The organism is Diaphorobacter caeni (assembly GCF_015354245.1).
In the GTDB taxonomy this organism is placed as follows: Bacteria; Pseudomonadota; Gammaproteobacteria; order Burkholderiales; family Burkholderiaceae_C; genus Diaphorobacter_A; species Diaphorobacter_A caeni.
The window spans coordinates 314850-341356 of the sequence record NZ_JADKYZ010000001.1; the positions used below are offsets into that span (position 1 = coordinate 314850).

The 26507-nt window shown below is 64.0% G+C and carries 19 protein-coding genes; 10 read left to right on the forward strand and 9 right to left on the reverse strand.

Annotated features, from left to right (window positions below):
* Nucleotides 1-1413: a UDP-N-acetylmuramate:L-alanyl-gamma-D-glutamyl-meso-diaminopimelate ligase gene (gene mpl, locus ISG32_RS01420; protein ID WP_194769238.1), complete on the reverse strand. Its 1413-nt coding sequence runs from the start codon at nucleotides 1411-1413 to the stop codon at nucleotides 1-3.
* A 225-nt stretch (nucleotides 1414-1638) separates the two neighbouring features.
* On the opposite strand from mpl, the gene ISG32_RS01425 reads away from it, so the two are divergent.
* The 9 genes from ISG32_RS01425 to ISG32_RS01465 all read left to right on the forward strand — a co-directional run bounded on the left by ISG32_RS01425 (nucleotide 1639) and on the right by ISG32_RS01465 (nucleotide 14185).
* The gene (locus tag ISG32_RS01425) at nucleotides 1639-2241 is read left to right on the forward strand and encodes a hypothetical protein (RefSeq protein WP_194769239.1); all 603 of its coding nucleotides are present in this window, start codon (nucleotides 1639-1641) and stop codon (nucleotides 2239-2241) included.
* Between the two features lie 165 nt (nucleotides 2242-2406).
* Entirely contained in the window at nucleotides 2407-2910 is a 504-nt protein-coding gene (locus ISG32_RS01430; RefSeq protein ID WP_228529519.1) for a TlpA disulfide reductase family protein, read from the forward strand.
* Between the two features lie 111 nt (nucleotides 2911-3021).
* Nucleotides 3022-3483 (forward strand): acetyl-CoA carboxylase biotin carboxyl carrier protein, encoded by a 462-nt coding sequence (gene accB / locus ISG32_RS01435; RefSeq protein WP_194769241.1) that lies wholly within the window; start codon nucleotides 3022-3024, stop codon nucleotides 3481-3483.
* Between the two features lie 12 nt (nucleotides 3484-3495).
* Nucleotides 3496-4845: an acetyl-CoA carboxylase biotin carboxylase subunit gene (accC, locus tag ISG32_RS01440; RefSeq protein WP_194769242.1), complete on the forward strand. Its 1350-nt coding sequence runs from the start codon at nucleotides 3496-3498 to the stop codon at nucleotides 4843-4845.
* Between the two features lie 108 nt (nucleotides 4846-4953).
* On the forward strand, nucleotides 4954-5844 hold the full coding sequence (gene prmA / locus ISG32_RS01445; protein WP_194769243.1) for a 50S ribosomal protein L11 methyltransferase: 891 nt from the start codon (nucleotides 4954-4956) through the stop codon (nucleotides 5842-5844).
* 93 nt (nucleotides 5845-5937) lie between these two features.
* Nucleotides 5938-7830, forward strand: coding sequence for a DUF3426 domain-containing protein (locus ISG32_RS01450; RefSeq protein WP_194769244.1), 1893 nt, complete (start codon nucleotides 5938-5940; stop codon nucleotides 7828-7830).
* A 57-nt stretch (nucleotides 7831-7887) separates the two neighbouring features.
* Nucleotides 7888-8787, forward strand: coding sequence for a carbohydrate kinase family protein (locus ISG32_RS01455; RefSeq protein WP_194769245.1), 900 nt, complete (start codon nucleotides 7888-7890; stop codon nucleotides 8785-8787).
* 230 nt (nucleotides 8788-9017) lie between these two features.
* Complete coding sequence (locus ISG32_RS01460; protein WP_194769246.1) at nucleotides 9018-12749, forward strand: DUF2339 domain-containing protein; 3732 nt, start codon at nucleotides 9018-9020, stop codon at nucleotides 12747-12749.
* Nucleotides 12746-14185 (forward strand): DUF3999 domain-containing protein, encoded by a 1440-nt coding sequence (locus ISG32_RS01465; protein ID WP_194769247.1) that lies wholly within the window; start codon nucleotides 12746-12748, stop codon nucleotides 14183-14185. Before ISG32_RS01460 ends, ISG32_RS01465 begins: the two co-directional genes overlap by 4 nt.
* A 398-nt stretch (nucleotides 14186-14583) precedes the next feature.
* Here ISG32_RS01465 and ISG32_RS01470 read toward each other — a convergent pair whose 3' ends face one another.
* From ISG32_RS01470 to ISG32_RS01505, 8 genes are all read right to left on the reverse strand, one after another.
* Nucleotides 14584-15246, reverse strand: a complete 663-nt coding sequence (locus ISG32_RS01470) for a histone (protein ID WP_194769248.1) — start codon at nucleotides 15244-15246, stop codon at nucleotides 14584-14586.
* 194 nt (nucleotides 15247-15440) lie between these two features.
* Complete coding sequence (locus ISG32_RS01475; RefSeq protein ID WP_194769249.1) at nucleotides 15441-16619, reverse strand: ribonucleotide-diphosphate reductase subunit beta; 1179 nt, start codon at nucleotides 16617-16619, stop codon at nucleotides 15441-15443.
* A gap of 133 nt (nucleotides 16620-16752) precedes the next feature.
* Nucleotides 16753-19689 carry a ribonucleoside-diphosphate reductase subunit alpha gene (locus ISG32_RS01480; protein WP_194769250.1) on the reverse strand — a complete coding sequence of 979 codons (2937 nt, stop codon included), beginning with the start codon at nucleotides 19687-19689 and terminating at the stop codon, nucleotides 16753-16755.
* Between the two features lie 367 nt (nucleotides 19690-20056).
* Nucleotides 20057-20656 (reverse strand): 1,6-anhydro-N-acetylmuramyl-L-alanine amidase AmpD, encoded by a 600-nt coding sequence (gene ampD, locus ISG32_RS01485; protein ID WP_194769251.1) that lies wholly within the window; start codon nucleotides 20654-20656, stop codon nucleotides 20057-20059.
* Nucleotides 20640-22205 (reverse strand): sigma-54-dependent transcriptional regulator, encoded by a 1566-nt coding sequence (locus ISG32_RS01490; RefSeq protein ID WP_194769252.1) that lies wholly within the window; start codon nucleotides 22203-22205, stop codon nucleotides 20640-20642. Before ISG32_RS01490 ends, ampD begins: the two co-directional genes overlap by 17 nt.
* 15 nt (nucleotides 22206-22220) lie before the next feature.
* On the reverse strand, nucleotides 22221-23921 hold the full coding sequence (locus tag ISG32_RS01495; RefSeq protein ID WP_323745879.1) for a sensor histidine kinase: 1701 nt from the start codon (nucleotides 23919-23921) through the stop codon (nucleotides 22221-22223).
* Between the two features lie 28 nt (nucleotides 23922-23949).
* Nucleotides 23950-24189 carry a PP0621 family protein gene (locus ISG32_RS01500; protein WP_194769253.1) on the reverse strand — a complete coding sequence of 80 codons (240 nt, stop codon included), beginning with the start codon at nucleotides 24187-24189 and terminating at the stop codon, nucleotides 23950-23952.
* A gap of 6 nt (nucleotides 24190-24195) precedes the next feature.
* Complete coding sequence (locus ISG32_RS01505; protein ID WP_194769254.1) at nucleotides 24196-24996, reverse strand: cytochrome C assembly family protein; 801 nt, start codon at nucleotides 24994-24996, stop codon at nucleotides 24196-24198.
* Between the two features lie 94 nt (nucleotides 24997-25090).
* Here ISG32_RS01505 and ffh point away from each other — a divergent pair, with 94 nt between their 5' ends.
* The gene (ffh, locus tag ISG32_RS01510; RefSeq protein ID WP_194769255.1) at nucleotides 25091-26482 is read left to right on the forward strand and encodes a signal recognition particle protein; all 1392 of its coding nucleotides are present in this window, start codon (nucleotides 25091-25093) and stop codon (nucleotides 26480-26482) included.
* Nucleotides 26483-26507: the final 25 nt, after the last annotated feature.

Below are 26507 nucleotides of genomic sequence, written 5' to 3' on the forward strand. Positions count from 1 at the left end.
TTATTTCGGAGCCAGCGCCGCGAGCAGCTTGGCGTGGATGCCGCCGAAGCTGCCGTTGCTCATGCAGACGATGTGGTCCCCGGGACGGGCCACGGCGGTGAGCTGGGTGATCAGCGTGTCGATGTCTGCCGCCACGTGCGCACGGTCGCCGAGCGGGGCCAGCGCCTCGGCGGCATCCCAGTCGAGCCCCGCCGTGTGGCAGAACGACTGATCGGCCGACGCGAGCGCCCATGGCAGCTGCGACTTCATCGTGCCGAGCTTCATGGTGTTGCTGCGCGGCTCGAAGGCGGCGAGGATGCGCGCCTCCTTGCCGACGACGCGGCGCAGGCCGTCCAGCGTGGTGCGCAGGGCGGTGGGGTGGTGGGCGAAATCGTCGTAGACGTCGATGCCGTTGACCGTGCCGCGCAGTTCCATGCGACGCTTGACGTTCTGGAAGCTGCCCAGCGCCTGGGCGGCCTGTTCGGGCGTCACGCCCACATGCTCTGCCGCCGCGATCGCCGCCAGCGCGTTGAGCTGGTTGTGCACGCCGCTGAGCTCCCATTTCACATGGGCGACGGGCTTGCCACGGTGCAGCACGTCAAAATCGCCGGGCTCGCCGACCGCGCTGAAATCGCTGACCGCGTCGCCGAAGGATGCGATCTCGCTCCAGCAGCCGGTGTGCAGCACGCGGGTGAGGCTTTCCTCGAGGGCGTTGACCACCACGCGGCCGGTCGATGGCACGGTGCGCACGAGGTGGTGGAACTGGCGCTCGATGGCGGCGAGATCGTCAAAGATGTCGGCGTGATCGAACTCCAGATTGTTCAGCACGGCGGTGCGCGGGCGGTAGTGCACGAACTTGCTGCGCTTGTCGAAGAACGCGGTGTCGTATTCATCGGCCTCGATCACGAAGAGCGGCGCCTGATTTTTCTGGGCGGCTCCCCATTCGTGCGTGGGCGAGCGGCCCAGCCGCGCGGAGACACCGAAGTTCAGCGGCACGCCGCCGACGAGAAAGCCCGGCTCGCGACCCGCGTGCTCGAGAATCCAGGCGAGCATCGAGGTCGTCGTGGTCTTGCCGTGAGTGCCCGCGATGGCGAGCACATGGCGACCCTGCAGCACGTTTTCGGCGAGCCACTGCGGACCGCTGATGTAGGGCGCACCAGCATCAAGAATGGCTTCCATCAACGGAAACTTGGGGCTGCCGTCGGCCAGCCGCGCACGGCTCACGACGTTGCCGATCACGAAGACATCGGGTTTGAGCGCAAGCTGGTCGGCGCCGTAGCCTTCGATCAGGTCGATGCCCAAGGCGCGCAGCTGGTCGCTCATCGGCGGGTAGACGCCCGCGTCGCAACCGGTCACGCGATGACCGGCTTCCCGGGCCAGTGCCGCCACGCCACCCATGAAGGTGCCGCAAATCCCCAGAATATGTATGTGCATGCAGCGATTCTACGAGTTGCGGATGGGCCCTCACCGAGGACTGCCATTGGGCTTCTCGCGCTAGAAAATATGTAGCTGAATGTGAGTTGGCCGCTCATATGCGCTTTCAGTATGTCACGCAATATTTCGGGTATTGGCATTGGGGCGACAATGCCTTCGAGCACCGATCTTCTTTTCCGTTTCCAACCATTGCGTGGACGATGCGCTCAGAACAGGATGGCCGCCATGAATGACTCTCTTGCTGCAGAAATCGCCAACGTCGCGGCACGGCTCGTGGTGGAAGAGGGCCAGGAATGGGGCGCCGCCAAGCGCCGCGCCGTCAAGCAGCTCGGGCTGCCCGCACGCACCGCGCTGCCGGACAACGATCTGGTCGAAGACGCCGTGCGTGAATACATCGGTCTTTTCTGTGCCGACACCCAGCCAGCCGAATTGCGTGCGCTGCGCCAGCTCGCGCTGGTTTGGATGGAGCGCATGAAGGACTTCCGGCCGTATCTGGCCGGGGCGGTCTGGCATGGCACCGCGACCCGGCTGTCGGATATTTATGTGCAGATGTTTTGCGATGACTCCAAATCTGCAGAGATCTGTTTGATAGACCATCATGTAGATTACGAACCTCGTTCCGTGACGGGTTTTCGCGGCGAACTGGTCGATGCCCTGAGCGTGAGCAGTCTGTCGCAGGAACTCGGTGAGCACATCGGCGTGCATCTGATGGTGTATGACCTCGACGATCTGCGCGGTGCCCTGAAGCCCGATTCGCGCGGGCGACTGCCGCGCGGAGACATCGCCGCCGTGCGCGCCTTGCTCGCGCAGCCGGACGAAGTGCTCTGAGATTGCGTCGCGGCCCGCTGCAGTCGTTTTTGTTGCTTCGTCCCCCTTCAATTTTTCAGGTAAGCGTTCCCCAACATGTCCTCGCCCATCGATTCCGATCCGCAACAGCCCGCAGACGCCAAGTCGTCGGCACAGTCCGCCCATCCCGCGACGCGGCGCGGCTGGATGATGGCGGGCGTCGGCGCGGCGGCGGCGGTGGCAGGGGCCGGTTTCGCTTGGTGGCGCTTGCGGCCGCACGATGTGCCGGACGGCGTGGAGGCCTCGTTCTGGAACGCGTCGATGGAAACCTTGGACGGCGCAACCTTGACCATGCGCAAGTTTCATGGTCGTCCACTGCTGCTGAACTTCTGGGCGACCTGGTGTCCGCCGTGCGTGGAAGAACTCCCGCTGCTCAACAGCTTTTACGGAGCGCATGCTGGCAAGGGCTTCCAAGTGCTCGGATTGGCCATTGATCAGCCTGCAGCCGTGCGCAAGTTTCTGGACCGGATGCCGCTCGATTTTCCGATTGCACTCGCGGGTTTGACCGGCACCGACCTCGGCCGAGCGCTTGGCAACGAAGTGGGTGGTCTGCCGTTTTCAGTCCTGTTTGGAAAAGATGGGAACATCTTGAGGCGTAAAATGGGGCAGTTGACCGAAAAAGACTTGGCGCAATGGTCTTCGGAGGTCTGAAAAGCAAGGCATCCCCTGTTGGAGATGCAGATATTTGCGTCAATTTCGATGCAATAGGCTGAAATTAGGGTAAATTTGCGCCCCATTCTGTTTCTAGCCGTTGGAGCTCCCATGGATTTGCGAAAACTTAAGACCCTCATCGACCTGGTGTCCGAGTCGAACGTTTCTGAACTCGAGATCACCGAAGCCGAGGGCAAAGTGCGCATCGTCAAGGGCGGTGGCGCCGTCGTTCAGCAACTGGTTGCCGCTCCGATGATGGCCGCTCAGCCCGTGGCTGCAGCCGCCCCGGCCGCCGCCGCAGGCGCACCTGCAGCCGAAGCCGCACCCGCCGCACCTGCAGGCCATTCCGTCAAGTCGCCGATGGTCGGCACGTTCTACCGCGCGGCCAGCCCTGGTGCGAAGGCCTTCGTGGAAATCGGTGCCCAGGTCAAGGAAGGCGACACGCTGTGCATCATCGAAGCGATGAAGATTCTCAACGAGATCGAAGCCGACAAGTCCGGCACGGTCACCCGTGTTCTGGCCGAAAACGGTCAGGCGGTCGAATACGGTCAGCCACTGTTCGTGATCGAGTAAAGCGGCCACTTCATGTTCAAGAAAATCCTGGTTGCAAACCGCGGTGAGATCGCTCTGCGAATTCAGCGCGCGTGCCGCGAGCTGGGCGTCAAGGCGGTGATGGTCTATTCCGAGGCCGATCGCGATGCCAAGTATGTCAAGCTTGCCGAGGAAGCGGTCTGCATCGGCCCTGCGCCGTCCGGACTGTCCTACCTGAATATGCCGGCGATCATTTCCGCAGCGGAAGTGACCGACGCGGAAGCCATTCACCCCGGCTACGGCTTTCTCTCCGAGAACGCCGATTTCGCCGAGCGCGTGGAAAAGAGCGGTTTCCAGTTCATCGGCCCCACGCCGGAATCGATCCGCATCATGGGCGACAAGGTGTCGGCCAAGCAGGCGATGATCCGCGCGGGCGTGCCCTGCGTTCCCGGCTCCGACGGCGAGCTGCCCGATGATCCGGTCGCGATCCGCCGCATTGCGCGCTCGGTCGGCTATCCCGTGATCATCAAGGCGGCAGGCGGCGGCGGCGGTCGCGGCATGCGCGTGGTGCACACCGAGGCGGCGCTCGTCAACGCCGTGCAGATGACCAAGGCCGAAGCGGGCACCGCATTCGGCAATCCGGCCGTGTACATGGAGAAGTTTCTCCAGAACCCGCGCCACATCGAAATCCAGATCATCGCCGACAAGTTCAAGAATGCCGTCTATCTGGGCGAACGCGACTGCTCCATGCAGCGCCGCCACCAGAAGGTCATCGAAGAAGCTCCGGCTCCGGGCATTCCACGCAAGCTGATCGAGAAGATCGGCGAGCGTTGCGTGACCGCCTGCAAGAAGATCGGCTACCGCGGTGCGGGCACGTTCGAGTTCCTCTATGAAAACGGCGAGTTCTACTTCATCGAGATGAACACCCGCGTGCAGGTGGAGCATCCGGTGACGGAATGGATCACCGGCGTGGACATCGTGAAGACGCAGATCCTGGTCGCCGCCGGCGAAAAGCTGCCGTTCACGCAGCGCCAGATCGAGATCCGCGGTCACGCGATCGAATGCCGCATCAACGCGGAAGACCCCTACAAGTTCATCCCGTCGCCGGGCAAGATCACCATGTGGCATGCGCCGGGTGGTCCGGGCGTGCGCGTGGACTCGCATGTCTACACGAACTATTTCGTGCCACCGAACTACGATTCGATGATCGGCAAGCTCATCGTTCACGGAGATACCCGTGAAGAGGCGATTGCGCGCATGCGCACGGCACTCTCCGAGACCGTGATCGAGGGCATCAACTCCAACGTGCCGCTGCATCGCGACATCATGGTGGACGCCAAGTTCAATGCGGGCGGAACGAACATCCATTATCTGGAGCAGTGGCTGGAGCAGCGCAAGCGCTGAGCTTTTTGCCCTGCAACGCGCGGTCATGGTGGCCGCGCGGTTTTGACACCATGCTGGCAGTTTGAAGAAGACTGCCGGCATGTTTTATTTGAGGAAGAAGGTGCCTCCATGTTTGAACTTTCCTTGCTGTGTACCGAGGACCGGGTCGAAGACCTGAGCGATGCGCTGGAGGCGCTGGATGCCCTGAGCGTGACCGTTGACGACGCCGACGCGCAGACCGATGCCGAGCAGGCGCTGTTCGGCGAGCCCGGCATGCCCGCGCCCAAGGGCGGCTGGAATCGCAGCCGCATCGTCGCGCTGTTCCAGACGCGCGAGCAGGCCGAGGAGGCGCAGGCGCTGCTGCAGGTGCAGGACTTCTTTGAAGGCAGCAAGATTCTGGGCCTCGCCGAAGTCGAGGACCAGGACTGGGTGCGCATCACGCAGTCGCAGTTCGCGCCGGTCGACATCACCGAAGATTTCTGGATCGTGCCTTCGTGGCATGAGCCTCCCGCCGCCGCCAGGCACTGCATCCGCCTGGATCCGGGATTGGCGTTCGGCACCGGCACGCACCCGACCACCCGCATGTGCCTGCGCTGGATCGCGAAGAACGTCGAGCCGTCCAACCCGCCCGCCCGTGTGCTCGACTACGGCTGTGGCTCCGGCATTCTGGCGATCGGCGCGGCCAAGTTCGGCGCCAAGGACATCGTCGCGGTCGACATCGATCAGGCGGCAGTGGACTCCACCGTGGCCAATGCGCTGGCCAACGAGGTTTCGCTGCACGCGGGTCTGCCGGACAAGGCGGTCGGCACCTACAACGTGGTGCTGGCCAACATTCTGGCCACGCCGCTCAAGATGCTCGCTCCGTTGCTGTGCTCGCACGTCGAGGCGGGCGGATCGCTGGTGATGGCGGGCATTCTCGAGCGCCAGGAAGACGAGCTCAAGGCCGCCTACGCGCCGTGGGTGCAGCTTGAGGTGAGCGACCGCGAAGACGGCTGGATTCTCATGACGGCCCGCCGTTGATGGCCCCTCCGTGACCCGCTGAAAGGCTGTTGCTTCTGCTTGCACGATGCAGCGGTAGTGTCGCCCGGAGGCTGCCCCTACAATGCAAAGCCGATGAGCCAGATTACCCGCTGCCCCGCCTGCCGAACCAGTTTCAGAGTTGTCCCCGACCAACTGAGGATCTCAGGGGGATGGGTGCGCTGCGGTCGCTGCAAGGAGGTGTTCGACGCATCGGCCAATCTGCTGGCGGATGTGCGCTATGCGCCGGTGCCGCAGGCCAAGGATGAATCCACGGCGGAGTCGATGGCTCCGGCTGCAGCGCCCTCGCAGCAAACGGATTTGATTGCTTCGGCTCCACCGGTTCCGACCGCAACACCGGCCGTGCCTGTCGAGGCGCAGCCGCAGCAGGACATTCCGCCGCCCGCGCCTGCAGCGAGCGCCGCGCCGACGGTGCTGGTTCCGCCCACTCCGGTCGCGAGCTTTGCGCAGAATGTTCCGGCGCAGGAAGAGCGCCCGAGCGTCTGGAGCAACGCGCGTGCAAGCGTCACGGGCTTCTCCAACGCCTCCATTCAACACCTCGCGCAGGAAAGCGTTGAAGGCACGGTGTCGCCATCGCCATCGCCATCGCCATCGCCATCACCATCACCATCGCCTTTGCCTTCGTCATCGCCAGCCGCTGCGCGGGTTTCTGCGGCTCATCAGCCATGGGCGGGAAATTATCCCCCGGCACCGATGCCGCCACAGGTCCAGTACGGCTCGCGGCTCGAAGCGAATGTGGTGCCACCCGGCTGGAGGCCCGAGCCGCAGGCCATCAAGCCTGCAGCCGCGACTGCGCTGAGTGCGTTGGCAGCGCAGCGCGCCGAGCCCGAGTTCGTGTCGTCGCGTCTGCTCGAGGCAGAGCAGGGGCGGGAGCATGAGCTCGAGCCCAAGTCCGAGTCCGACTCCGACTCGGTCGCAGAGACCGAAGCCAAGAGCGAAGCCATCGAGGCGGAAACGCACATCGAGCCTACGCTGGACACGGACACTACCAAGGCGGTCGCCGCGCCACATCACGCCATCATCTCGCAGGACCCTGAGCTGCATTCGCAGGACCTTCGGGATGAAGGAGATGAAGAGGGTGAAGAGATGCCGGAACTCACGTTCGAGGCATCGCGGCAGCATGAACTGGTGAATGAGCCGGTGATCATCGCCGAGCGGGAGGCCCGTGAAGTCGCCGCTGACGAGCACGACGAGGCACCCGCCGCAGAACCCGAGCGGGTGGAGCCGACATTGGAGTCGGCGTTGGATGATGCGTCCGGCAAGCCGCACGCCGAAGCCGAGGCCGAGGCTGAACAGTCCGGCGAGCAGGCGGCTCCCGAGGGCTCCGACAAGACAGACGGCGAGCCGGTTGCGGCGCAGACTGATCCAGTGGATCCGGAGCCTGCCACGCAGGAGCAAGCGACGCAAGAGTCGGATCCTGAACAAGCGGTCGCCAAGCCGTCGGAAGACGAAGTGGGCTTCATGCGCGACGCGCGGCGCAAGGCTTTCTGGAGCAAGCCGACGGTGCGCGGGCTGCTGCTGTTGGCGTCGGTGGGATTGGTCGCGGGGTTCGCAGGCCAATACGCGGTGGCAGAGCGCAATCGCCTTGCCGCGATGTACCCGGCGTTGCGCCCGGTGCTCGAGCAGCTGTGCCAGCCGCTCAAGTGCGAGGTGGGTCTGCCGCGCCTGATCTCGTCGGTGGCCATCGACAGCTCGACCTTCACGCGCGTGCGCGACGATGCGAGCTCGTTCAATCTGCAGGTCGCGCTCAAGAGCACGGCCGACATGGTGCTGGAGATGCCCGCGCTGGAGTTGACGCTCACCGATTCGAGCGACCAGCCGGTGCTGCGCCGCGTGCTCAAGCGCGAGGACACGGGCGCGCCCGCCGAGCTGGTGGCTCGTGGGGAGTGGAGCGGCGTCGTCAAGCTGCAGGTGCCCGAGGTCGCGGACCGCGTCACGGGGTATCGCCTGCTGGCCTTCTATCCCTGACCTTCTGCTTCCGTCTTTTCTTCTTTGACTTTCTACCTTTTGAATATTGGCTGAACTATGGCTGTACTGATCTGTGGCTCTCTCGCCTACGACACCATCATGACCTTCGAGGGTCGCTTTGCCGAGCAGATCCTGCCCGATCAACTGCATATCCTGAACGTCTCGTTCTTCGTGCCCACGCTGCGCCGCGACTTTGGCGGCTGCGCCGGCAACATCGCCTACGCGGTCAAGCTGCTGGGCGCCGAGCCGCTGCCGATGGCGGTGATCGGCCATGACGGCGTGGACTATCTCGCGCGCATGAAGAGCCAGAACATCGACACGCGCTTCGTGACCAAGCTCGACGAGCTGCACACCGCGCAGTGCATGATCATCACCGACCGGGACAACAACCAGATCAACGGCTTCCACCCCGGTGCGATGTCGATGGCGCACCAGAACAAGATCACGGCCGACATCGCCGCGTCGGTCGGCATCATCTCGCCGGACGGACGCGACGCGATGCTGCAGCACGCCGAGCAGTTCAAGGCGGCAGGCATTCCTTTCGTGTTCGATCCGGGCCAGGCGATGCCGATGTTCAATGGCGAGGAACTGCGCCAATTCATCGAGCTGGCCACATGGGTCACCGTGAACGACTACGAAGGCAAGATGCTCTGCGAGCGCACCGGCTGGAGCGAAGCGGAGATTTCGCGCAAGGTGCGCGGACTGGTCGTGACGCTGGGCGGCGAGGGCTGCGACGTCTGGGAGAACGGCGAGCAGCAACGCGTCGCCCCGATCAAGGCCAAGGAAGTGGTGGACCCCACCGGCTGCGGCGATGCATGGCGCGGCGCGCTGCTCTTCGGTCTGGAGCGCGGCTGGGCGCTGGCCAAGTGCGCGGAACTGGGCAACCGCATCGGCGCGCTCAAGATCGCCCAGCGCGGCCCACAGAACTACACGCTGGATTTCACGCCCGAAGCCTGATCGACATTGGGCAGCGCATCCTCAGCGTTGCGCGACGCCACACCAAGCCGCCCTGCCATTCAAAGGCAGGGCGGCTTTTTTTTTGGAACAGCGGCAGTGGATTGTTTGCAGCAATTGAAACTGACGTATCGATATACTGTTTGCACGTGTTCACATGGAGACGGGATGTGCGGCACGGGCTGGGCTCGCGGGCTGGCTCCAGCATTCCATTCGTTGAAAGACTCAAACCCATGCAATGGATCTTGATGTTGGTCGGAGGGCTGATCGGAGCGCTGGAGGGGGAGGCGCTGATCGGCGCGCTGTCGGGCCTCGGCGTGGGTCTGGTGTGGATCGTGCGAAGCCTGAGGCGGGAGAACGACGATCTGAGCAAGAAGCTCGACGTGATGCACAAGCGTCTGGGGCGGGTCGAGCGGTTCATGCTGGGGTCGGGAGCCGAGCGCCAGCGTGAAGCACAGACGGGGAGCGAAGAAACTGCGACCCAGACCAGTGCCGTCCCGCCAGAGGGGGGGCGGGCTTCATCATTCGAGTTCGCTCCGGGGCCTGATTCCGAGCCGATCCCGCAGGCGACGCCGACGACGCAGGAGCCTGCACGGGGCGTGCCGGTGACGGCCGCCGCGCCGCCGACCTCCGCAACGGTTCAAGCGACCGATCTCTGGCAGACCACCACGGCTGCCGCCGCCATGCCTGCCGAGAAGAGCGCTTCCGCTGCGCCGTCAGCGACCTTCCAAGAAATATCGAAAGAAACTCCCAAAGAGATTCCAAAGGAGATTCCCGCCTCCGCACGTTCATCCAGGCCCATCCGCAAAGCACCCGTGCCTTCGGGCCCCACGATTTTCGAGCGCGCGTTTCTGGCCGCCAAGGGTTGGCTGTTCGGTGGCAACACGGTTTTGCGCATCGGCGTGGTGCTGCTGTTCTTCGGCCTTGCGTTTCTGCTGCGCTATGCGTCGGAGCGGGTGTCGCTGCCGGTCGAGTATCGCTACGCGGGGGTGGCGTTCGCGGCCTTCGTGCTGCTGGCCATCGGCTGGCGGCTGCGCGACAAGCGCACCGCGTACGGGCTGATTCTGCAGGGCACGGGCATCGCGGTGCTGTATCTCACGATCTTCGCGGCGATGCGTCTGCATCCGCTGATCTCGCCCGGCGTGGCGCTGGTGCTGCTGATCGTGGTGACCGCCTGCCTCGCCATGCTCGCGGTGCTGCAAAGCGCGATGGGGTTGGCGGTGGTCGCGGTGCTCGGTGGATTCGCCGCGCCGATTCTCACGTCGACCGGCAGCGGCAACCATGTGGCGCTGTTCAGCTACTTCGCGCTGCTGAACGCCGGCATCTTCGCGATCGCTTGGTTCCGCGCATGGCGTCTGCTCAATCTGATTGGCTTCGTCGGCACCTTCGGCATCGGATTCGCATGGGGCATGCGCTCCTACAGGCCCGAACTGTTCGCGAGCACCGAGCCGTTTTTGATTCTTTTCTTCCTGATGTATGTGGGCATCGGCCTGCTGTTCGCGCGGCGCAGGCTGATCGATGCGGCCACGGCGCCGCAGGATCGCCACGCGCTGCTGCGCTGGTCGGTGCGGCAGGCGGACTACATCGATGCGACCGTGCTGTTCGGCCCGCCCATCGTCGGCTTCGGCCTGCAGTGCGCGATCATCGGCCATATCGAGTTCGGCATGGCGTTCAGCGCGTTGGCGCTGGGCCTGTTCTACATGGTGCTGGCGCGCGTGATGCATGGCGGCGTGGCGGCCAGGCGGACCTCGCTGCTGATGGAGGTGTATCTCGCGCTCGGCGTGATCTTCGGCACGCTGGCGATTCCGCTTGCGCTTGATGCGCGCTGGACGGCAGCTGCCTGGGCGGTCGAGGGCGCGGGCATCTTCTGGCTGGGACTGCGCCAGCGACGCCTCGTGGCGCGCATGTTCGCGCTGTTTCTGCAGGTCGCGGCGGCCTGTGCGTTTCTCAGCGAAATCCGGTTGGGTGGTCAGACGCTGCTCAATGGTGCGCCGCTGGGCGCGCTGATGGTGGGCGCGGCCTTTCTGTTCAGCTTTCTGCAGTTGCGTCGCGCGCCGCGTGAGGTGCTCGCGGGCTTCGAGCCCAGAGTCACGCCTGCGCTTGCGGTGCTCGGGCTGTCGTCTCTCTACCTGATCGCACCGCTGAGCTTCGGCGCGAACCACACCGCGATGGCGTGGGCGGTGGCCGGGCTCGCCACGCTGTACGCGGGGCTGCGGCTTGTGTCGCGCACCTTCCTGTTCTGCGCATTCGGCGTGCAGATTCTCGGCGGGATTCTGTTCTTCCTGAACATGGATGCGAGCGACGGGCAGGGCGGTGTGCTCGCCTCGGGTTGGCAGGGGCTGCTCAGCGCCATGCTCATCGGCCTTGCGATGATCGCGGGCATGGTGCTGGCGGTGCGCGATCCGCACGTCAAGCAGGACACGGCACTGGTGCGTGGTGTGAATCTGGTGCTGCTGCTCGGGCTGGTGTTCGTCAATCTGGCGGTGCTGTTCGTGCTGCCGTGGCGCACCGCGAGCGCCGTCTGGGCGGCGAGCGGGCTGGTCATTCTCTGGCTGGGCCTGCAGCTGGGGCAGCGCTTGGGCTTCTACTTCGGCGTCGCGCTGCAGGTGTTTGGCGGTGCGGCTTTCCTGAGCGCTGCGGCTCCGGCGATGTTGCAGGGCGTGGCGGCCGAGGGCCTTCGGCCGCTTGCGCACAGCGGCTTCTGGACGCCCGCGTTGATCGGCATCGCGGCGCTCATCGGCGCATGGCGGCTGCGCAAGTCCAGCGCACAGGAGCAGGATCTTGCCCTTGGCGGACTCGGTCTGCTCAATCTGTCGACGGGGTTGATGCTCTGGGGCGCGGCGTGGTGGGCGTTTGCCGTGCTTTGCGAAAACGTCCGCTTCGTGCCGCTCGCTTTGCGCGACTCGGTCTCGCTCGCGCTGGCCTCCGCCACGGTGGCGGTCTGGGGGCTGGTCGCGCGGCGCGTGCGCTGGCGCGAGCTCGCAAGCCTCTGTCTCATGCTTGCGCCCTGTGGATTGATGGTGCTCGTCAGCCTCTGGCTGTCCGATCTGGAGCCTTTCGCCGACTGGCGCTGGGCGGCATGGCCGCTGCTGTTCGCGGTGCACCTGCTTTCGCTGCGCATGCTCCCGCCGCTTCTGCCCGCGCGACTGCAGAGCGCCGCGCATGTGCTGGGCTGCTGGTTGCTGATGGGCGTGCTTGCGCTCGAGATGCGCCATCTCTTCGCGCTGCTGGCCGAGCCGTACAACGCCTGGCGCTGGCTGGGCTGGGCGCTGGTGCCGAGCGCCTATCTGCTGCTGATGGCGAGCCGTCTGCGTTTGCCCTGGCCGGTGCGTGACTTTGCGCGCGAGTACCGGCTGTATGCCGCCGCGCCCGTCGCGCTGGTCATGCTGTGCTGGTTCTGGCTCGCGAATCTGCTCAGCGACGGGGCGGCGCGGCCGCTGCCGTTCTTGCCGCTGGTGAATCCGCTGGAGATCGGCCTGTTGATCGTGCTGTTCGCGCTGTATCGCTGGAGCGCCCACTGCCTTGATGACGTCGTCCCCAACAAGAGCCTGCTCAACTTGCTGCGGCAGGTGATCGCGGGCGCGTCGATCTTCGCGCTGCTCACGATGATGGTCTGCCGCGCCGCGCACCATCTGTTCGGCGTGGCGTTCGACGCGCAGGCCCTTGGCAACTCGATGCTGGTGCAGGCGGGGCTGTCGCTGGTCTGGACCCTGTCCGCGCTCGCGCTGACCATCGCGGGAACGCGCCTCGTGCGTCGCGATCTGTGGATGACGGGCGCGACACTGGTCGGCCTCGTCGTGGTAAAGATGTTCTTCATCGAGCTGGGCAACAGCGGCAGCCTCGAGCGCATCATTTCTTTCATCGGAGTGGGGGTGCTGCTGCTGGTGGTCGGATACTTCTCACCATTGCCGCCGCGCCGGGAGCAGTCGGCAAACCTCGACCAGCCTGAGAAAGTGATTGCATGATGCGTGCCCTGTTCGTCCGTTTGGCCTGTTCGCTGGTGGTCGGTGCCGGGCTCTCCACGAGCGTCGTCGGCAAGGAGCAGTCTGCGGATTTCGGTCAGCGCCTGCCGCTCACTCTGCAGGGCGATGGCCCGTGGTGGGGCGTGGAGATCCCCATGGGGGTTCGGATGTCGGCGTCGCACGCCGATCTGCGAGACCTGCGTGTGTTCGATGCGGCTGGCGAGAGCGTACCTTTCGCACTGGTGACCGACGCGGCCGCGCCCGCCACAAGCACGCTGCGTGACGGTGGACCGGTGCGGTTGTTCCCACTGCGCATGCCCGTGTCGGCGGGCGCGGCGCAGCCCGACATCCGTATCCAGCAGAACGGAACCATCGTCGAGCTGCGCACTGCGCGTCCCGCCACCGTTGCAAGCGGGGATCAGCAGGGCAAGGTGCATGGCTGGCTGATCGACGCGAGCAGGATCGATCTTCCACTCGAGCGGCTGCAGCTGGACTGGAGCGGCGGCGGCGAGGGCTTTCAGAGCTTCAGCATCGAGGCCAGTGATGATCTGCAGCGCTGGAATCACTGGGGCAGCGGCCAGATCGCGCACATGAGCTTCGAGGGGGAGCGTCTGGATGTCAGCGAAGTCAAATTGCCCGGTCAGAAGGCCCGCTATCTGCGGCTGCTCTGGCCGCGCGATGCGGCAGCGGTGGACGTGAAGAGCGTTCGCCTGCTCGGCAGCACACGGACCCGTTCTCCCACGCCGCTTTCCTGGTCCGAGCCCATTGCGGGCCGGCTGGAGAAAGAGGGTGAGTACCGCTGGCAGCTTCCGCAGTCACTGCCGCTGCAACGGGTGCGCTTCGCGCTCTCCGAGGACGTGGCGTACACCGTTGCGCCGGTCGAGCTGTCAGGGCGGGATGTGACGAAGACCACGCCCACGCAGGCATCCCGGCGCCGCGAGCGTCAGGACAGCTACTGGCGGCCGCTGGCGCGTGGCGTGCTGTATCGCTTGCCCGTCGATGGACGCACGGTGCAGGTCGACGAGCTGGAGATCCCGAGCTTCGAGCCGGTCAACGAGTTGCGTCTGCGTGCCGACAGCCGCGGTGCGGGTCTTGGCGACCAGGCGCCACGCCTGAGCGTGGCCATGCCGTCGAGCCGACTGGTGTTTCTCGCGCGCGGCAAGGCTCCGTACGAACTGGCGTTTGGCAACGAGAAGGCACGCGCGGCCGATCTGCCGCTGAATGTGCTGATTCCCGGCTACAACGAAGACAAGCCACCCGTGTGGGGCCGCGCGTCGCTTGCGCCGTTCAACATGGCAAAGGCGACAGCGGATGCGCAGTCCGCAGCGATCAAGGATGCGTCGGCGCGCGACTGGAAGAAGTACAGCCTCTGGGCGATGCTGCTCCTCGGCGTAGGCATGCTGGTGCTGATGGCGGGCAGTCTGATCCGCAAGAAATGAAATCTTCTTGGAAAACAGGAGCGTGCCAGACGGTGTGCACTTTTTTTTCCGCGTGCAGTCTTTGATCGTGACACCGCCCTCGGCAGCGATGGGTCAATCGTTTTGAGGCGGCGAAATGGGCCATCTCGCTTCGTTGCGCCTCCTTGCCGTACTGAAGTTGAAGTACTGATCTGCGTCGGCGACGCCTCACGCTACGGTCCATTGCGCCGTTGTGGTGCTTGTTCGAGCGCCTTGTGCACTTCGTTGGCCCGCTCCTGCATGCCGAGCTTCATGCGCAAATCCATGATGTACCAACAATGAACCGCTGAAGCATGAGAGGAAATGCATCTGACCGGGACGAAAAAAGCCCGGTGCTTTCACACCGGGCTTAGCTGTTTCCTGAAAGGAAGCTTGCCTGATTAGGGCTTGCCGCCTGTCGGGAAAGGCCACGCAGCTTGAGGATTCAGCGTGGTCTGTGCAGCTGGAGCGGCAGCAGCGGCTGCAGGGGCAGCAGCGGCAGGCTTGGCGGCAGCCTTCTTCGAAGCCTTCTTGGCAGCAGGCTTCTTTGCAGCAACCGGCTTCTTCGCAGCTACGGCCTTCTTGGCGGCAGCGGGCTTCTTCGCGGCAGCAGCCTTCTTGGCTGGAGCTGCGGCCTTCTTGGCTGGGGCTGCCTTCTTGGCGGCCACGGCCTTCTTGGCTGGAGCTGCCTTCTTCGCGGCCACGGCCTTCTTGGCTGGAGCTGCCTTCTTTGCGGCTACGGCCTTCTTGGCTGGAGCTGCCTTCTTGGCGGCTACGGCCTTCTTGGCTGGAGCTGCCTTCTTCGCGGCTACGGCCTTCTTGGCTGGAGCTGCCTTCTTCGCGGCTACGGCCTTCTTGGCTGGAGCTGCCTTCTTCGCGGCTACGGCCTTCTTGGCTGGAGCTGCCTTCTTGGCGGCTACGGCCTTCTTGGCTGGAGCTGCCTTCTTCGCAGCTACGGCCTTCTTGGCTGGAGCTGCCTTCTTTGCAGGAGCAGCCTTCTTGGCCACGGTTGCTTTCTTTGCAGGAGCTGCCTTCTTAGCAGCGGTCTTCTTCGCAGTTGCCATCATTTTCTCCTTGGGTCGATTAGCAAAGAGCACCCCGTGTCTACTTTGGACACAGAGCGATTCATGGCACCGGGATGTTGGATGTCCATCTCACTGCCACAAATACGGTAACACCCCCACACCGCGCCTCGTGCGGGCGCTGGGTTGGTGAGGGTGTGGTTGAAAGACATGTCCTGCTGCAATCGGATGATCCATCAGTCCCAGGACAAGGCTCCACCGGATTGGTACTCGATGACCCGGGTCTCGAAGAAGTTGCGTTCTTTCTTCAAGTCGATCATCTCGCTCATCCAGGGGAACGGATTTTCTTCATTGGGGAACAACGCTTCGAGGCCAATCTGCGTCGCACGACGGTTGGCGATGTAGCGCAGGTAGCTCTTGAACATCGATGCGTTCAGACCCAGCACGCCGCGCGGCATGGTGTCTTCGGCATACGCGTATTCGAGTTCCACGGCCTTCTGGAACAGGCCCTTGATCTCTTCCTTGAACTCGGGCGTCCACAGGTGCGGGTTCTCGAGCTTGAGCTGGTTGATCAGGTCGATGCCGAAATTGCAGTGCATCGACTCGTCGCGCAGGATGTATTGATATTGCTCGGCGGCGCCGGTCATCTTGTTCTGGCGGCCCAGCGCGAGGATCTGCGTGAAGCCGACGTAGAAGAACAGGCCTTCCATCAGGCAGGCGAAGACGATCAGCGACTTCAGCAGCGTCTGGTCGGTCTCGGGCGTGCCGGTGTGGAATTCCGGATCCATGATCGCTTCGATGAACGGGATCAGGAACTCGTCCTTGTCGCGGATCGACTTGACTTCGTTGTACGCGTTGAAGATCTCGGACTCGTCGAGGCCGAGCGATTCGACGATGTACTGATAGGCGTGCGTGTGGATCGCTTCTTCGAACGCCTGGCGCAGCAGGAACTGGCGGCACTCGGGCGCGGTGATGTGGCGGTAGGTGCCCAGCACGATGTTGTTGGCGGCCAGCGAATCGGCGGTCACGAAGAAGCCGAGGTTGCGCTTGACGATGCGGCGTTCGTCTTCGGTCAGGCCATTCGGATCTTTCCACAACGCGATGTCGCGCGTCATGTTCACTTCCTGCGGCATCCAGTGATTGGCGCAGGTGGCGAGGTATTTTTCCCAGGCCCACTTGTACTTGAAGGGGACCAGCTGGTTGACGTCGGTCTTGGCGTTGATGATGCGCTTGTCCGCGGCATTCACGCGCTTGTGAGCGGCGGGTGCTGGTGTCGTCGCGGCTGGTGCGACGCCCGTCGAAGATGTGGAGGCAACGGTTTGAAGAGCGGGCGTTGACCCGAGGCGGTTGTCTTGTGAACCGCCTTCCGTTTGATTTTGCGATGAGGGCTTGACTTCTTCGTCCCAGGTCAGCATACGTTTTCCAGTGCTCGAATTATGAAAGCAGCGACTCAAAAAGAAAAGCGCTGCGGCGTTGCTTCGCCAAATATTTTGCGCAGAGGCGCGCGCGTGAAGATGCGAAGCACTTCAAACACGCGCGCAAAACGCCTTATTGGCAGGCCTCGCAGCCCGGATCATCGATCGCGCAGAACTTGATGTCGGTGGCCGGAACGCTTTCGCTTTGTGCGCGCGCGGCAGCGGCTGCTGCCTCCAAAGCGTTGACTGGCGCGGCTTTCGAGGCTGCAGCAGAATTTTGCTCACTGCCGTTGGACACCGCGTTGAGCTGACGACCACTCACCGTGCTCATCTCCACGTGCGTCGCGGATTGCGTGCGCAGGTAGTACGTGGTTTTAAGACCACGAACCCATGCGAGCTTGTAGGTCTCGTCGAGCTTTTTGCCCGATGCGCCGGCCATGTAGATGTTCAGACTCTGCGCTTGATCGATCCATTTCTGGCGACGCGATGCGGCTTCGACCAACCATGTCGGCGAAACTTCAAACGCGGTGGCGTACAGGTCCTTCACTTCCTGCGGCACGCGATCGATCGGTTGCAGCGAGCCCTTGAAGTGCTTCAGGTCCATCACCATCACGTCGTCCCACAGACCGAGGCGCTGCAGATCGCGCACCAGGTATTGGTTGACGACGGTGAACTCGCCCGAGAGATTCGACTTCACCGACAGGTTGCCGAACGATGGCTCGATCGATGCGTCCACGCCGACGATGTTGGAGATGGTCGCGGTAGGAGCGATGGCCACGCAGTTGGAGTTGCGCATGCCGTCCTTGGCGATCTTCTTGCGCAGGGCTTCCCAGTCGAGCGTCGACGAACGGTCCACTTCGACGTAGCCGCCGCGCTCCTTGGCCAGCAGTTCCACCGAGTCGATGGGCAGAATGCCGCGCGACCACAGCGAGCCGTCGTAGGTCGAATAGGTGCCGCGCTCCTTGGCCAGTTCGCTCGATGCGAAGTAGGCGTAGTAGCAGATGGCTTCCATCGACTCGTCTGCGAACTGCACGGCGGCGTCGCTGGCGTAGGGGATGCGCATTTCGTAGAGCGCGTCCTGGAACGCCATCAGGCCCATGCCCACCGGACGGTGGCGCATGTTGGAGTCCTTGGCCTTCTGCACTGCGTAGTAGTTGATGTCGATGACGTTGTCGAGCATGCGCATCGCGGTGCTGATCGTCTTCTTCAGCTTGTCGTGGTCGATCTTGCCGTTCGTGATGTGGCGTGACAGGTTCACCGAGCCGAGGTTGCAGACGGCGGTTTCGGTGTCGCTGGTGTTCAGCGTGATTTCCGTGCACAGGTTGGACGAGTGCACCACGCCCACGTGTTGCTGTGGCGAGCGGATGTTGCAAGGATCCTTGAACGTGATCCATGGGTGGCCGGTCTCGAACAGCATCGAGAGCATCTTGCGCCACAGATCGACGGCAGGCACTTGCTTGGACAGACGGATTTCGCCCGATGCCGCCTTGGCTTCATAGGCGGAGTAGGCCTTCTCGAACGCGCCGCCATACAGGTCGTGCAGATCGGGCACATCGGCGGGGCTGAACAAGGTCCACGCACCCTTTTCCATTACGCGCTTCATGAACAGATCGGGAATCCAGTTCGCCGTGTTCATGTCGTGCGTGCGGCGGCGGTCGTCGCCGGTGTTCTTGCGCAGCTCGAGGAATTCCTCGATGTCCAGATGCCAGGTTTCCAGATAGGTGCAGACCGCGCCCTTGCGCTTGCCGCCCTGGTTCACGGCGACGGCCGTGTCGTTCACCACCTTGAGGAACGGAACCACGCCCTGCGATTCGCCGTTCGTGCCCTTGATGTGCGAGCCGAGCGCGCGCACGCGTGTCCAGTCGTTGCCGAGGCCGCCCGCGAATTTGGAGAGCAGGGCGTTTTCCTTGATCGACTCATAGATGCCGTCCAGATGGTCCGGCACGGTCGTCAGATAGCACGACGAGAGTTGCGAGCGCAGCGTGCCGCTGTTGAACAGCGTGGGTGTCGAGGACATGAAGTCGAACGACGACAGCACTTCGTAGAACTCGATGGCGCGGGCGTTCTTGTCGGCCTCGTTGAGCGACAGGCCCATGGCGACGCGCATGAAAAACGCCTGAGGCAGTTCGATGCGGGTCTTGCGCACGTGCAGGAAGTAGCGGTCGTACAGCGTCTGCAGACCGAGGTAGTCGAACTGCTGGTCGCGTTCGGCCTTGAGTGCCGCGGCGAGGCGCGGCAGATCGAATTCCTTGGCGAGGCGCTCGTCCAGCAGCTCGTTGTCCACGCCCTTCTGGATGAATTGCGGGAAGTACGCGGCATAGGCGGCAGGCATTTCTGCAGGCGTCACGTCGCGGCCCAGAATCTCGCGCACGATCGTGTGCAGCAGCAGGCGGGCGGTGGCGTAGGTGTAGCCGGGGTCCTTTTCGATCTTGGTGCGCGCGGCCAGAATCGCGGCCTTGAACACTTCGTCCATCGGCACGCCGTCGTACAGGTTGCGCATCGTTTCGGTCACGATGGGCGCGGCCGTCACATGTTCACCGATGTTGGCGCAGGCGGCCTCGATCAGCGCGTGCAGGCGCAGCACGTCGAGTTCCACGCGCTGGCCGTTTTCCAGCACGTGCATGGTCGGCACTTGCGGCAGCAGTTGTTCGCGGCGCTCGGCACGCTCCTGCTTGCGGGCTTCGCGGTACAGCACGTAAGCGCGAGCGACTTCGTGATGGCCACCGCGCATCAGGCCGAGTTCGACCTGGTCCTGCACGTCTTCGATGTGGAAGGTGCCGCCGCCCGGACGCGAGCGGGTCAGGGCATGTACGACCGCCTGCGTGAGGTTGTCCACGACTTCGCGGATGCTGGCCGACGCGGCGCCCTGCGCGCCATGGGTGGCCAGAAACGCCTTCATCATCGCCACGGCGATCTTCTGTGGTTCGAACGGAACCACGGCGCCATTGCGGCGGATGATCTGGAACTGGGCGTAGTTGCCGGCGATCGCCGGAGCCTTCGCGGCAGCGGAAGAAGTGGATTTCGCGAGCGCAGGGCTCACCTCATTGGCTGGGGTCTGTACAGCTTGCATGTAGTCCTCTTGTATTGCGGTCGAAGGCGGGTGTGCAGGCGTGGTACCAAGCTGCAGGGGCCTTCGGGTGTGATGTATCACTGGTTGCCGTGACACACTATATCTGGGGTGTCCGAAGTCATCAAGACACTACCTGTAGTGTATCCGCTGCAGGGTGGCCTTCGGACGAAGTTGACAATTCGAGGTCTTCAAAGGCCCCTCGTGCCGGTGCGCGACGTGTGTGCTGACGGTGTTTGCGAACGGGAATCACCAGTTGATGCGATCTATCCGGCAATACGCTCCGCTAGCCCGCATGCATCGGGAAAAAACGGAGTGGGAAATAAACCGGAGAGGGCTGTCCGTGAAAACCACAGAGGGGTGACGGTTGCTAGGGGGGTAGTGGAAACCACCAACCCAGATCACACAAATTGTTTCGCATTTCTCGCCACTCGAATCCGGCTCCGGGATCGCCCTTGCGCGTGGGCGCAATGTGCTCATGCCCGGCGATGTAGCGGATCGAATAGCGCCGTGCAAGATCCCTGCACAGCATGGTCAGCGCGGTGTATTGCGCCTTCGTGAAACTCTCGCCTTCCAATCCTTCCAGTTCAATGCCGATCGAGTCGTCATTGCAGTTGTCACGTGCTCGCCAGTGCGAACGACCGGCATGCCACGCGCGCCGATCACAGTCGACGAACTGCGTGATTGTCCCACTTCTGTCGATCACGAAGTGACTGGAAACCTCTATGCCGCGTATGGTGTTGAAGTAGGGATCCGCATCCCAGTCGAGTTTGTTGGTAAAGAGGCGCTCGATGTCGCCCGTTCCATACTGGCCCGGCGGCAGGCTGATGGAGTGCACGACGACGAGGTCGATCTCGGCGCCCGCAGGTCGCGGGCCGTGGTTGGGCGATTCGACGCGGCGGGCCCTGACGTACCAGCCGCCCCGCCACTCACGTTGCGTCACGCTTGCTGGCCTACTCGCTGTCGACATGGTCCGTGCCGCCTTCGGCTTCGGAGATGTTGAGGCGCTCGATGCGGTAGCGGATCTGGCGCAGGCTGATGCCCAGACGCGCTGCCGTCGCCGTGCGGTTGAAGCCGGACTCGCGCAGCGCGCGCACGAGGATGTCCCGCTCCTGCTTGTCGAGCCAGGCCTGAAGATCGTTCGGCAGCTCCGTGTTGGCCGGATAGGGGGGCGGGGAGCCCGCGGGCAGCATCTCCGTGCTTGTGCCCGTGCTTGTGCCCGCATCGCTCTTCATGATGGCGGCGGGTGATGACGGCATGGGCACCGCAGGCGCTGGGGCGGGCTCGGGCATCTGCATGGCGCCGGCAGCGGGCGGATCGACGAACAGCTCGTCGCCATCGCTGAGCGCGACCGCGCGGTGCAGCAGGTTCTCCAGCTCACGCACGTTGCCGGGCAGCGGATGCTGGGCGATGCGTCGCAGCGCGTTGTCGGTGAGACGCGGCACGGGCACGCCCGAATCCTGCTCAATGCGCTGCAGCAGCGCGCGGCACAGGTCGGGCAGATCCTCGCGGCGCTCGCGCAGCGGCGGGATCAGCAGCTCGATGACATTGAGGCGATAGTACAGATCCTGACGGAAGTTGCCGGCCTGCACCTCGGCGGCCAGATCCTTGTGGGTGGCGCTCACGATGCGCACGTCGACGGTCTCTTCCTGCGTCGCGCCGAGAGGCCGGATGCTGCGCTCCTGGATGGCGCGCAGCAGCTTGGACTGCATGGCGAGCGGCAGATCGCCGATCTCGTCGAGGAACAGCGTGCCGCCCTGCGCGGCCTGAAAGAAGCCTTCGCGATCCGCCGTCGCGCCGGTGTACGAGCCCTTGCGCGCACCGAAGAATTCCGCCTCGAGCAGATTCTCGGGAATCGCGCTGCAGTTCACCGCGATCATCGGACCGTCCGAGCGCTGGCTGCTGCCGTGCAGCGCGCGCGCCACCAGTTCCTTGCCGGTGCCGGACTCGCCGCGCACCAGCACGGGCGCCATGCTGCGCGCGACCTTGGCGATGCGCTGCTTGACGTTGCGCATCGCCTCGGACTCACCGATCAACTGGCGCAGCACCGGGGACGCGGAGGACGAGTCGCCCTCGGTGGCGGACCTGTTTTCGGCGTCTTGAGATCGCTGGTTGGCCGCCGGTTGACCGGGGGCAGGAACGCCGCTCGTGCCCTGCACGGCGGATGCCACCACCGAGCGGAACTGCTTGAGATCCACCGGTTTGGTCAGATAGTCGAATGCGCCCGCGCGCAGCGCCTCCACCGCGTTCTCCGCCGAGCCGTACGCGGTCATCACCACGCAGCGCTCGCGCCGCTGGGACTCGCGCAGATGCAGCAGCACCTCCATACCGTATCCGTCGGGCAGGCGCATGTCGGAGATCACCACGTCGAACTGCTGCACGCGCAGCTGCTGGCGCGCCTCTTCCACTGAGCCGGCCGTTTCGACGCGATAGCCCTCGCGCAGGAGCGTGAGCTCGTAGAGCGTTCTCAGATCGGGTTCGTCATCAATGACCAGTATGGAGGCGGCGTATGCAGGCATGTGTTCGTTGGAGTCTCAAACCATGATTGTGTCAAAAAGAGAAGGCGTTCCCGGAAGCTGCAGCGATTTGCGGAAGGTGACGATGAAGGCGTTGCCCTCGATCTCGCCGCGATGCAGGGTCTGGGGGCGGCGTTCGTAGCGGATGGATGCGCCGTGGCGGCTGCACAGTTCTCTGCTGATGTAGAGGCCGAGTCCGCTCGAGCGGTTTTCCGAGGAGAAGAACGGCTCGAACAGATGCTGCTCCACCGATTGCTCGAGCGGCGCGCCGTCGCTCCAGACTTCGACATAGGCGAGCCCGTCGGGCGTGGTGCCGGTGTGGATGGTCATCGAGTCCGGGTGCGGACCCATGTAGCGCAGCGCGTTGTCCATGAGATTGACGAGCACGCGGCGCAGATGGTCGATGTCGAAATTCACCTGCATGCCCGACGTGCTCAGCGAGAGCAGCGCATGGCGGCGCTGCACGTCGTGCGCCTGCCAGTCGCCGACGATCAGGCTGACGGTGGCATCAAGCTCGATGGCCGAGGCGGGCACGTTGTCGATCTGGTGGCGCACGCGGGCGATGTCCAGCACCTCCTCGGTGATGCGGGTGAGCCGCTCTGCGTTCTGCTTGACCATCTGGCTGAGGCGCCGCTGCATGGGGTCGCTCAGATCCTCGTCGAGCAATGCGTTGGCCTGGATGATGGCGGCCAGCGGATTGCGGATCTCGTGCGCCACGGCGGCCGACATGCGCCCCATCGCGGCGAGCTTCTCGGTGCGCAGCCGCGCCTCCATCTCGCGCAGGTCCTGCAGAAAAACCACGCACAGCGGCTCCGCGGCGGCATCGGCTGCGACGCTTGTCGAGCGGAAGTGCTGGTGCGTGGTCAGCCAGGTGCGGGCGCGCAGACCCATGGGGCTGTGGCCGGGATGGACGATGTCGATGTCGGCCGATTGCTGCGTGCCGCTCACGAAGGTCAGGCGCACCAGATCCAGCAGCGGCGACCAGTTGACCAGCGGGCGCAGATCAAAAGGCATGGTGCCCGCAATCGCGTCGCCCATCAGCAGCCGTGCCGACGGGTTGACCAGCCGCACCTGGCTCTGGTGGTCCATCACCAGCACACCCTCGGCCAGATGCTGCATCACGAGTGCGCTCACGTCTTCCTGCGTCTGTGCGGCCATGCGGCTGCGCTGCGCGATCGCGTGTTCGGAGCGCAGCTTGACCGAGAGCTGGTGCGCCAGATAGGTGACGATGAAGAAACCGACGCCGGTGAGCGCCGCCTGTATATAGCGCTGGACCGGATCGCCTTGGTTCTTCTGGTCGGCGAACAGGGCTGCCGCGAGCATCACGATGGTGATCAGCGAGGTGGTGCCCAGCGCCGTCATCAGCGAGCCCAGCATCCCGGCCATCAGCACCGGCAGCGCAAAGAGCGGGGTGAAGCTCAGGGTGTCGCTGCCCATGAACTGCAGAAAGCTGAAGATGACGATGTCCACGCCGATGGTGGGCAGCCACTGCACGCCCGGCTGGGGCGATGGCACGGTGCGCGAGACGATGCGCACGGCCAGCGTCAGCGCCAGGTAGCCAAGGGCGGCTGCCAGCGTGTCGGGATGGGTGGGCACATGCCAGATCAGCCCAGCGCCCTGCTGCATGGCCAGCAGGAGCGCGACCATCACCCGGCCGTTCAGGAATGCGAGCCAGATGCGCAGAAACGTGTTGTTGTTGGTGCGGGGACTGTGGAGCACGAATTTGTCTAGATCCGATGGCGGCGACTCAGGCCGGACCCTGGCGCTGGTGGTCGGCGCTGCAGTAATGCCTGCCGCCTTGCTCGAGCGCTTCGGTCTTGGGCATCATCAGGCCGCAGCGCGCGCAGGGCACCATCTCCTGTGGAATGCGCGGGGGGGCGTTCGTCGGGTTGCGATGGGGAGGTTTGGCGGTGCCGCTGTCGATGCGGTTCTTGCGCCAGATGTTGTAGGCGACGATCAGTACGATCAGGACGAGAAGGTATTTCATGTTCGTTCAGGCCCCGGCGCGCACCAGCAGCACTTCCATCACGAAGCGTGATCCGGCATAGGCGAGCAGCAGCAACGCCGCGCCCGCGTACAGCATGCGCACGGCGCTGTGGCCGCGCCAGCCGAAGCGCGAGCGGCCGATCAGCAGCACGGCGAAGGTGATCCACGAGAGCACCGAGAACACCGATTTGTGGTCCCAGACCCAGGCGCGGCCATACAGCACCTCGCCGAAGAACCAGCCCGCGATCAGCGTGGCTGTCAGCACCACGAAGCCCGCCGTCACGAAGCGGAAGGTCAGGCGCTCCAGCGTGAGCAGCGGCATGCCGCTTGGGGAATCAGCGGCGAGGCGGATCTGCTTTTCGGCGCGCGTCATCAGCCAGGCATGCACGACGGCGGCGGCGAACAGACCATAGGAGGCGATGCCCAGCGTGAGGTGCAGTGGCAACCAGGGCGACGACAGCGCATGCAGCGGCTTGCCCGGAAACAGCGCGGCGAGCAGCACAATGGCCGCACCGAGCAGGGACAGCACCCAGAGCGCGCGCAGCTGCGGAAAGAACTGGCGCTCCACCAGATAGGCGACCAGCATCAGCCAGGCGGTCATCGAGAGCGCGGAGGCGAATCCGAAATGGGGAGCCGCGCCCATCAGGCCCCAGGCGATGGAGGCGCCGTGCAACACCCAGGCCGCGATCAGCGCCATGCGGGCCTGAGACGGGGAAAATTTCGAGCCCGCAACGGCTGAGATCACATAGGCCACAGCCGTCGCCAAGGCCAATAGCCATCCGAGTGGTGAAGCACTGGGTAAAATCATAGACTTACAGTTTAGCCTTTCGCCCGCGTTCGTCGGGCCAAACATTGCAGCATCCTGCGCCTGATGGCAGGAATGCTGCCCTTGGAGCATTCGCATGGCTTCCGCGCTCACCGATAAATTATCACGACTCGTCAAGGAGATGCGTGGCCAGGCCCGCATCACCGAATCCAACGTGCAGGACATGCTGCGCGAAGTGCGCATGGCGCTGCTTGAGGCCGACGTGGCGCTGCCCGTGGTGCGGGACTTCGTCGCCCGCGTCAAGGAAAAGGCGCTCGGTCAGGAAGTTCTCGGCAGCCTCAAACCCGGTCAGGCGCTGGTGGGCATCGTCAATGCCGAACTCGCCGCCACCATGGGTGAGGGCATCTCCGACATCAATCTGAACGCCCAGCCTCCCGCCGTCATCCTCATGGCCGGTCTGCAGGGCGCCGGTAAAACCACGACCACCGCCAAGCTCGCCAAGCACCTGATCGACAAGCGCAAGAAGAAGGTGCTGACGGTGTCGGGCGACGTGTACCGCCCGGCCGCCATCGAGCAGCTCAAGACCGTGACCGCGCAGGCGGGGGCCGAATGGTTCCCTTCCTCGCCCGACCAGAAGCCGCGCGACATCGCGCTGGCGGCGCTCGACTACGCCAAAAAGCACTATTTCGACGTGCTGCTGGTCGACACGGCCGGCCGCCTGGCCATCGATGAACTGCTGATGCAGGAAATCAAGGACCTGCACGGCATCCTGAAGCCCGTCGAAACCCTGTTCGTGGTCGACGCCATGCAGGGCCAGGACGCGATCAACACCGCCAAGGCCTTCAAGGAGGCGCTGCCGCTCACTGGCATCGTGCTCACCAAGCTCGACGGCGACTCGCGCGGCGGTGCGGCGCTGTCGGTGCGCCAGATCACGGGCGCGCCGATCAAGTTTGCGGGTGTCTCGGAAAAGATCGACGGCCTCGAAGTATTCGACGCCACCCGCCACGCCCAGCGCGTGCTCGGCATGGGCGACATCGTCGCCTTGGTCGAGCAGGTCACCAAGGGCGTGGACATGGAAGCCGCGCAGAAGCTGGCCGAAAAGGTCAAGTCTGGCGACGGTTTTGATCTGAACGACTTTTTGGCGCAGCTGCAGCAGATGAAGCAGATGGGCGGTCTTTCCACGCTGATGGACAAGCTGCCCTCAGAGCTCGCGGGCAAGGCCGGTCAGGTCGATATGGACAAGGCCGAGCGCGAAGTGCGTCGCAAGGAAGGCATTATCTGTTCGATGACGATGAAGGAGCGCAAGCATCCTGCGCTCATCAAGGCTACGCGCAAGAAGCGTATTGCTGATGGCGCGGGTGTGCAGGTTCAGGAAGTGAATCGCCTGCTCAAGGAATTCGAGCAGATGCAGACCATGATGAAGAAGATGAAGGGCGGCGGTCTCATGAAGATGATGAAGCGCATGGGGGGGATGAAGGGCATGAAGAACATGATGGGTGGCGGTGGCATGCCCAAAATGCCGTTCTGATCTTTTCGACGTTTCTTGCCGAACG

What these genes read in the sequence shown, in the direction of transcription:
- accC (WP_194769242.1), top strand. Translation starts at nt 3,496, where the DNA reads ATGTTCAAGAAAATCCTGGTTGCAAACCGCGGTGAGATCGCTCTGCGA.
- ISG32_RS01455 (WP_194769245.1), top strand. Translation starts at nt 7,888, where the DNA reads ATGGCTGTACTGATCTGTGGCTCTCTCGCCTACGACACCATCATGACC.
- ffh (WP_194769255.1), top strand. Translation starts at nt 25,091, where the DNA reads ATGGCTTCCGCGCTCACCGATAAATTATCACGACTCGTCAAGGAGATG.
- ISG32_RS01465 (WP_194769247.1), top strand. Translation starts at nt 12,746, where the DNA reads ATGATGCGTGCCCTGTTCGTCCGTTTGGCCTGTTCGCTGGTGGTCGGT.
- ISG32_RS01475 (WP_194769249.1), bottom strand. Translation starts at nt 16,619, where the DNA reads ATGCTGACCTGGGACGAAGAAGTCAAGCCCTCATCGCAAAATCAAACG.
- ISG32_RS01500 (WP_194769253.1), bottom strand. Translation starts at nt 24,189, where the DNA reads ATGAAATACCTTCTCGTCCTGATCGTACTGATCGTCGCCTACAACATC.
- mpl (WP_194769238.1), bottom strand. Translation starts at nt 1,413, where the DNA reads ATGCACATACATATTCTGGGGATTTGCGGCACCTTCATGGGTGGCGTG.
- ISG32_RS01425 (WP_194769239.1), top strand. Translation starts at nt 1,639, where the DNA reads ATGAATGACTCTCTTGCTGCAGAAATCGCCAACGTCGCGGCACGGCTC.
- ISG32_RS01430 (WP_228529519.1), top strand. Translation starts at nt 2,407, where the DNA reads ATGATGGCGGGCGTCGGCGCGGCGGCGGCGGTGGCAGGGGCCGGTTTC.
- ISG32_RS01450 (WP_194769244.1), top strand. Translation starts at nt 5,938, where the DNA reads ATGAGCCAGATTACCCGCTGCCCCGCCTGCCGAACCAGTTTCAGAGTT.
- ISG32_RS01505 (WP_194769254.1), bottom strand. Translation starts at nt 24,996, where the DNA reads ATGATTTTACCCAGTGCTTCACCACTCGGATGGCTATTGGCCTTGGCG.
- ISG32_RS01490 (WP_194769252.1), bottom strand. Translation starts at nt 22,205, where the DNA reads ATGCCTGCATACGCCGCCTCCATACTGGTCATTGATGACGAACCCGAT.
- ISG32_RS01470 (WP_194769248.1), bottom strand. Translation starts at nt 15,246, where the DNA reads ATGGCAACTGCGAAGAAGACCGCTGCTAAGAAGGCAGCTCCTGCAAAG.
- ISG32_RS01460 (WP_194769246.1), top strand. Translation starts at nt 9,018, where the DNA reads ATGCAATGGATCTTGATGTTGGTCGGAGGGCTGATCGGAGCGCTGGAG.
- ISG32_RS01480 (WP_194769250.1), bottom strand. Translation starts at nt 19,689, where the DNA reads ATGCAAGCTGTACAGACCCCAGCCAATGAGGTGAGCCCTGCGCTCGCG.
- ampD (WP_194769251.1), bottom strand. Translation starts at nt 20,656, where the DNA reads ATGTCGACAGCGAGTAGGCCAGCAAGCGTGACGCAACGTGAGTGGCGG.
- accB (WP_194769241.1), top strand. Translation starts at nt 3,022, where the DNA reads ATGGATTTGCGAAAACTTAAGACCCTCATCGACCTGGTGTCCGAGTCG.
- prmA (WP_194769243.1), top strand. Translation starts at nt 4,954, where the DNA reads ATGTTTGAACTTTCCTTGCTGTGTACCGAGGACCGGGTCGAAGACCTG.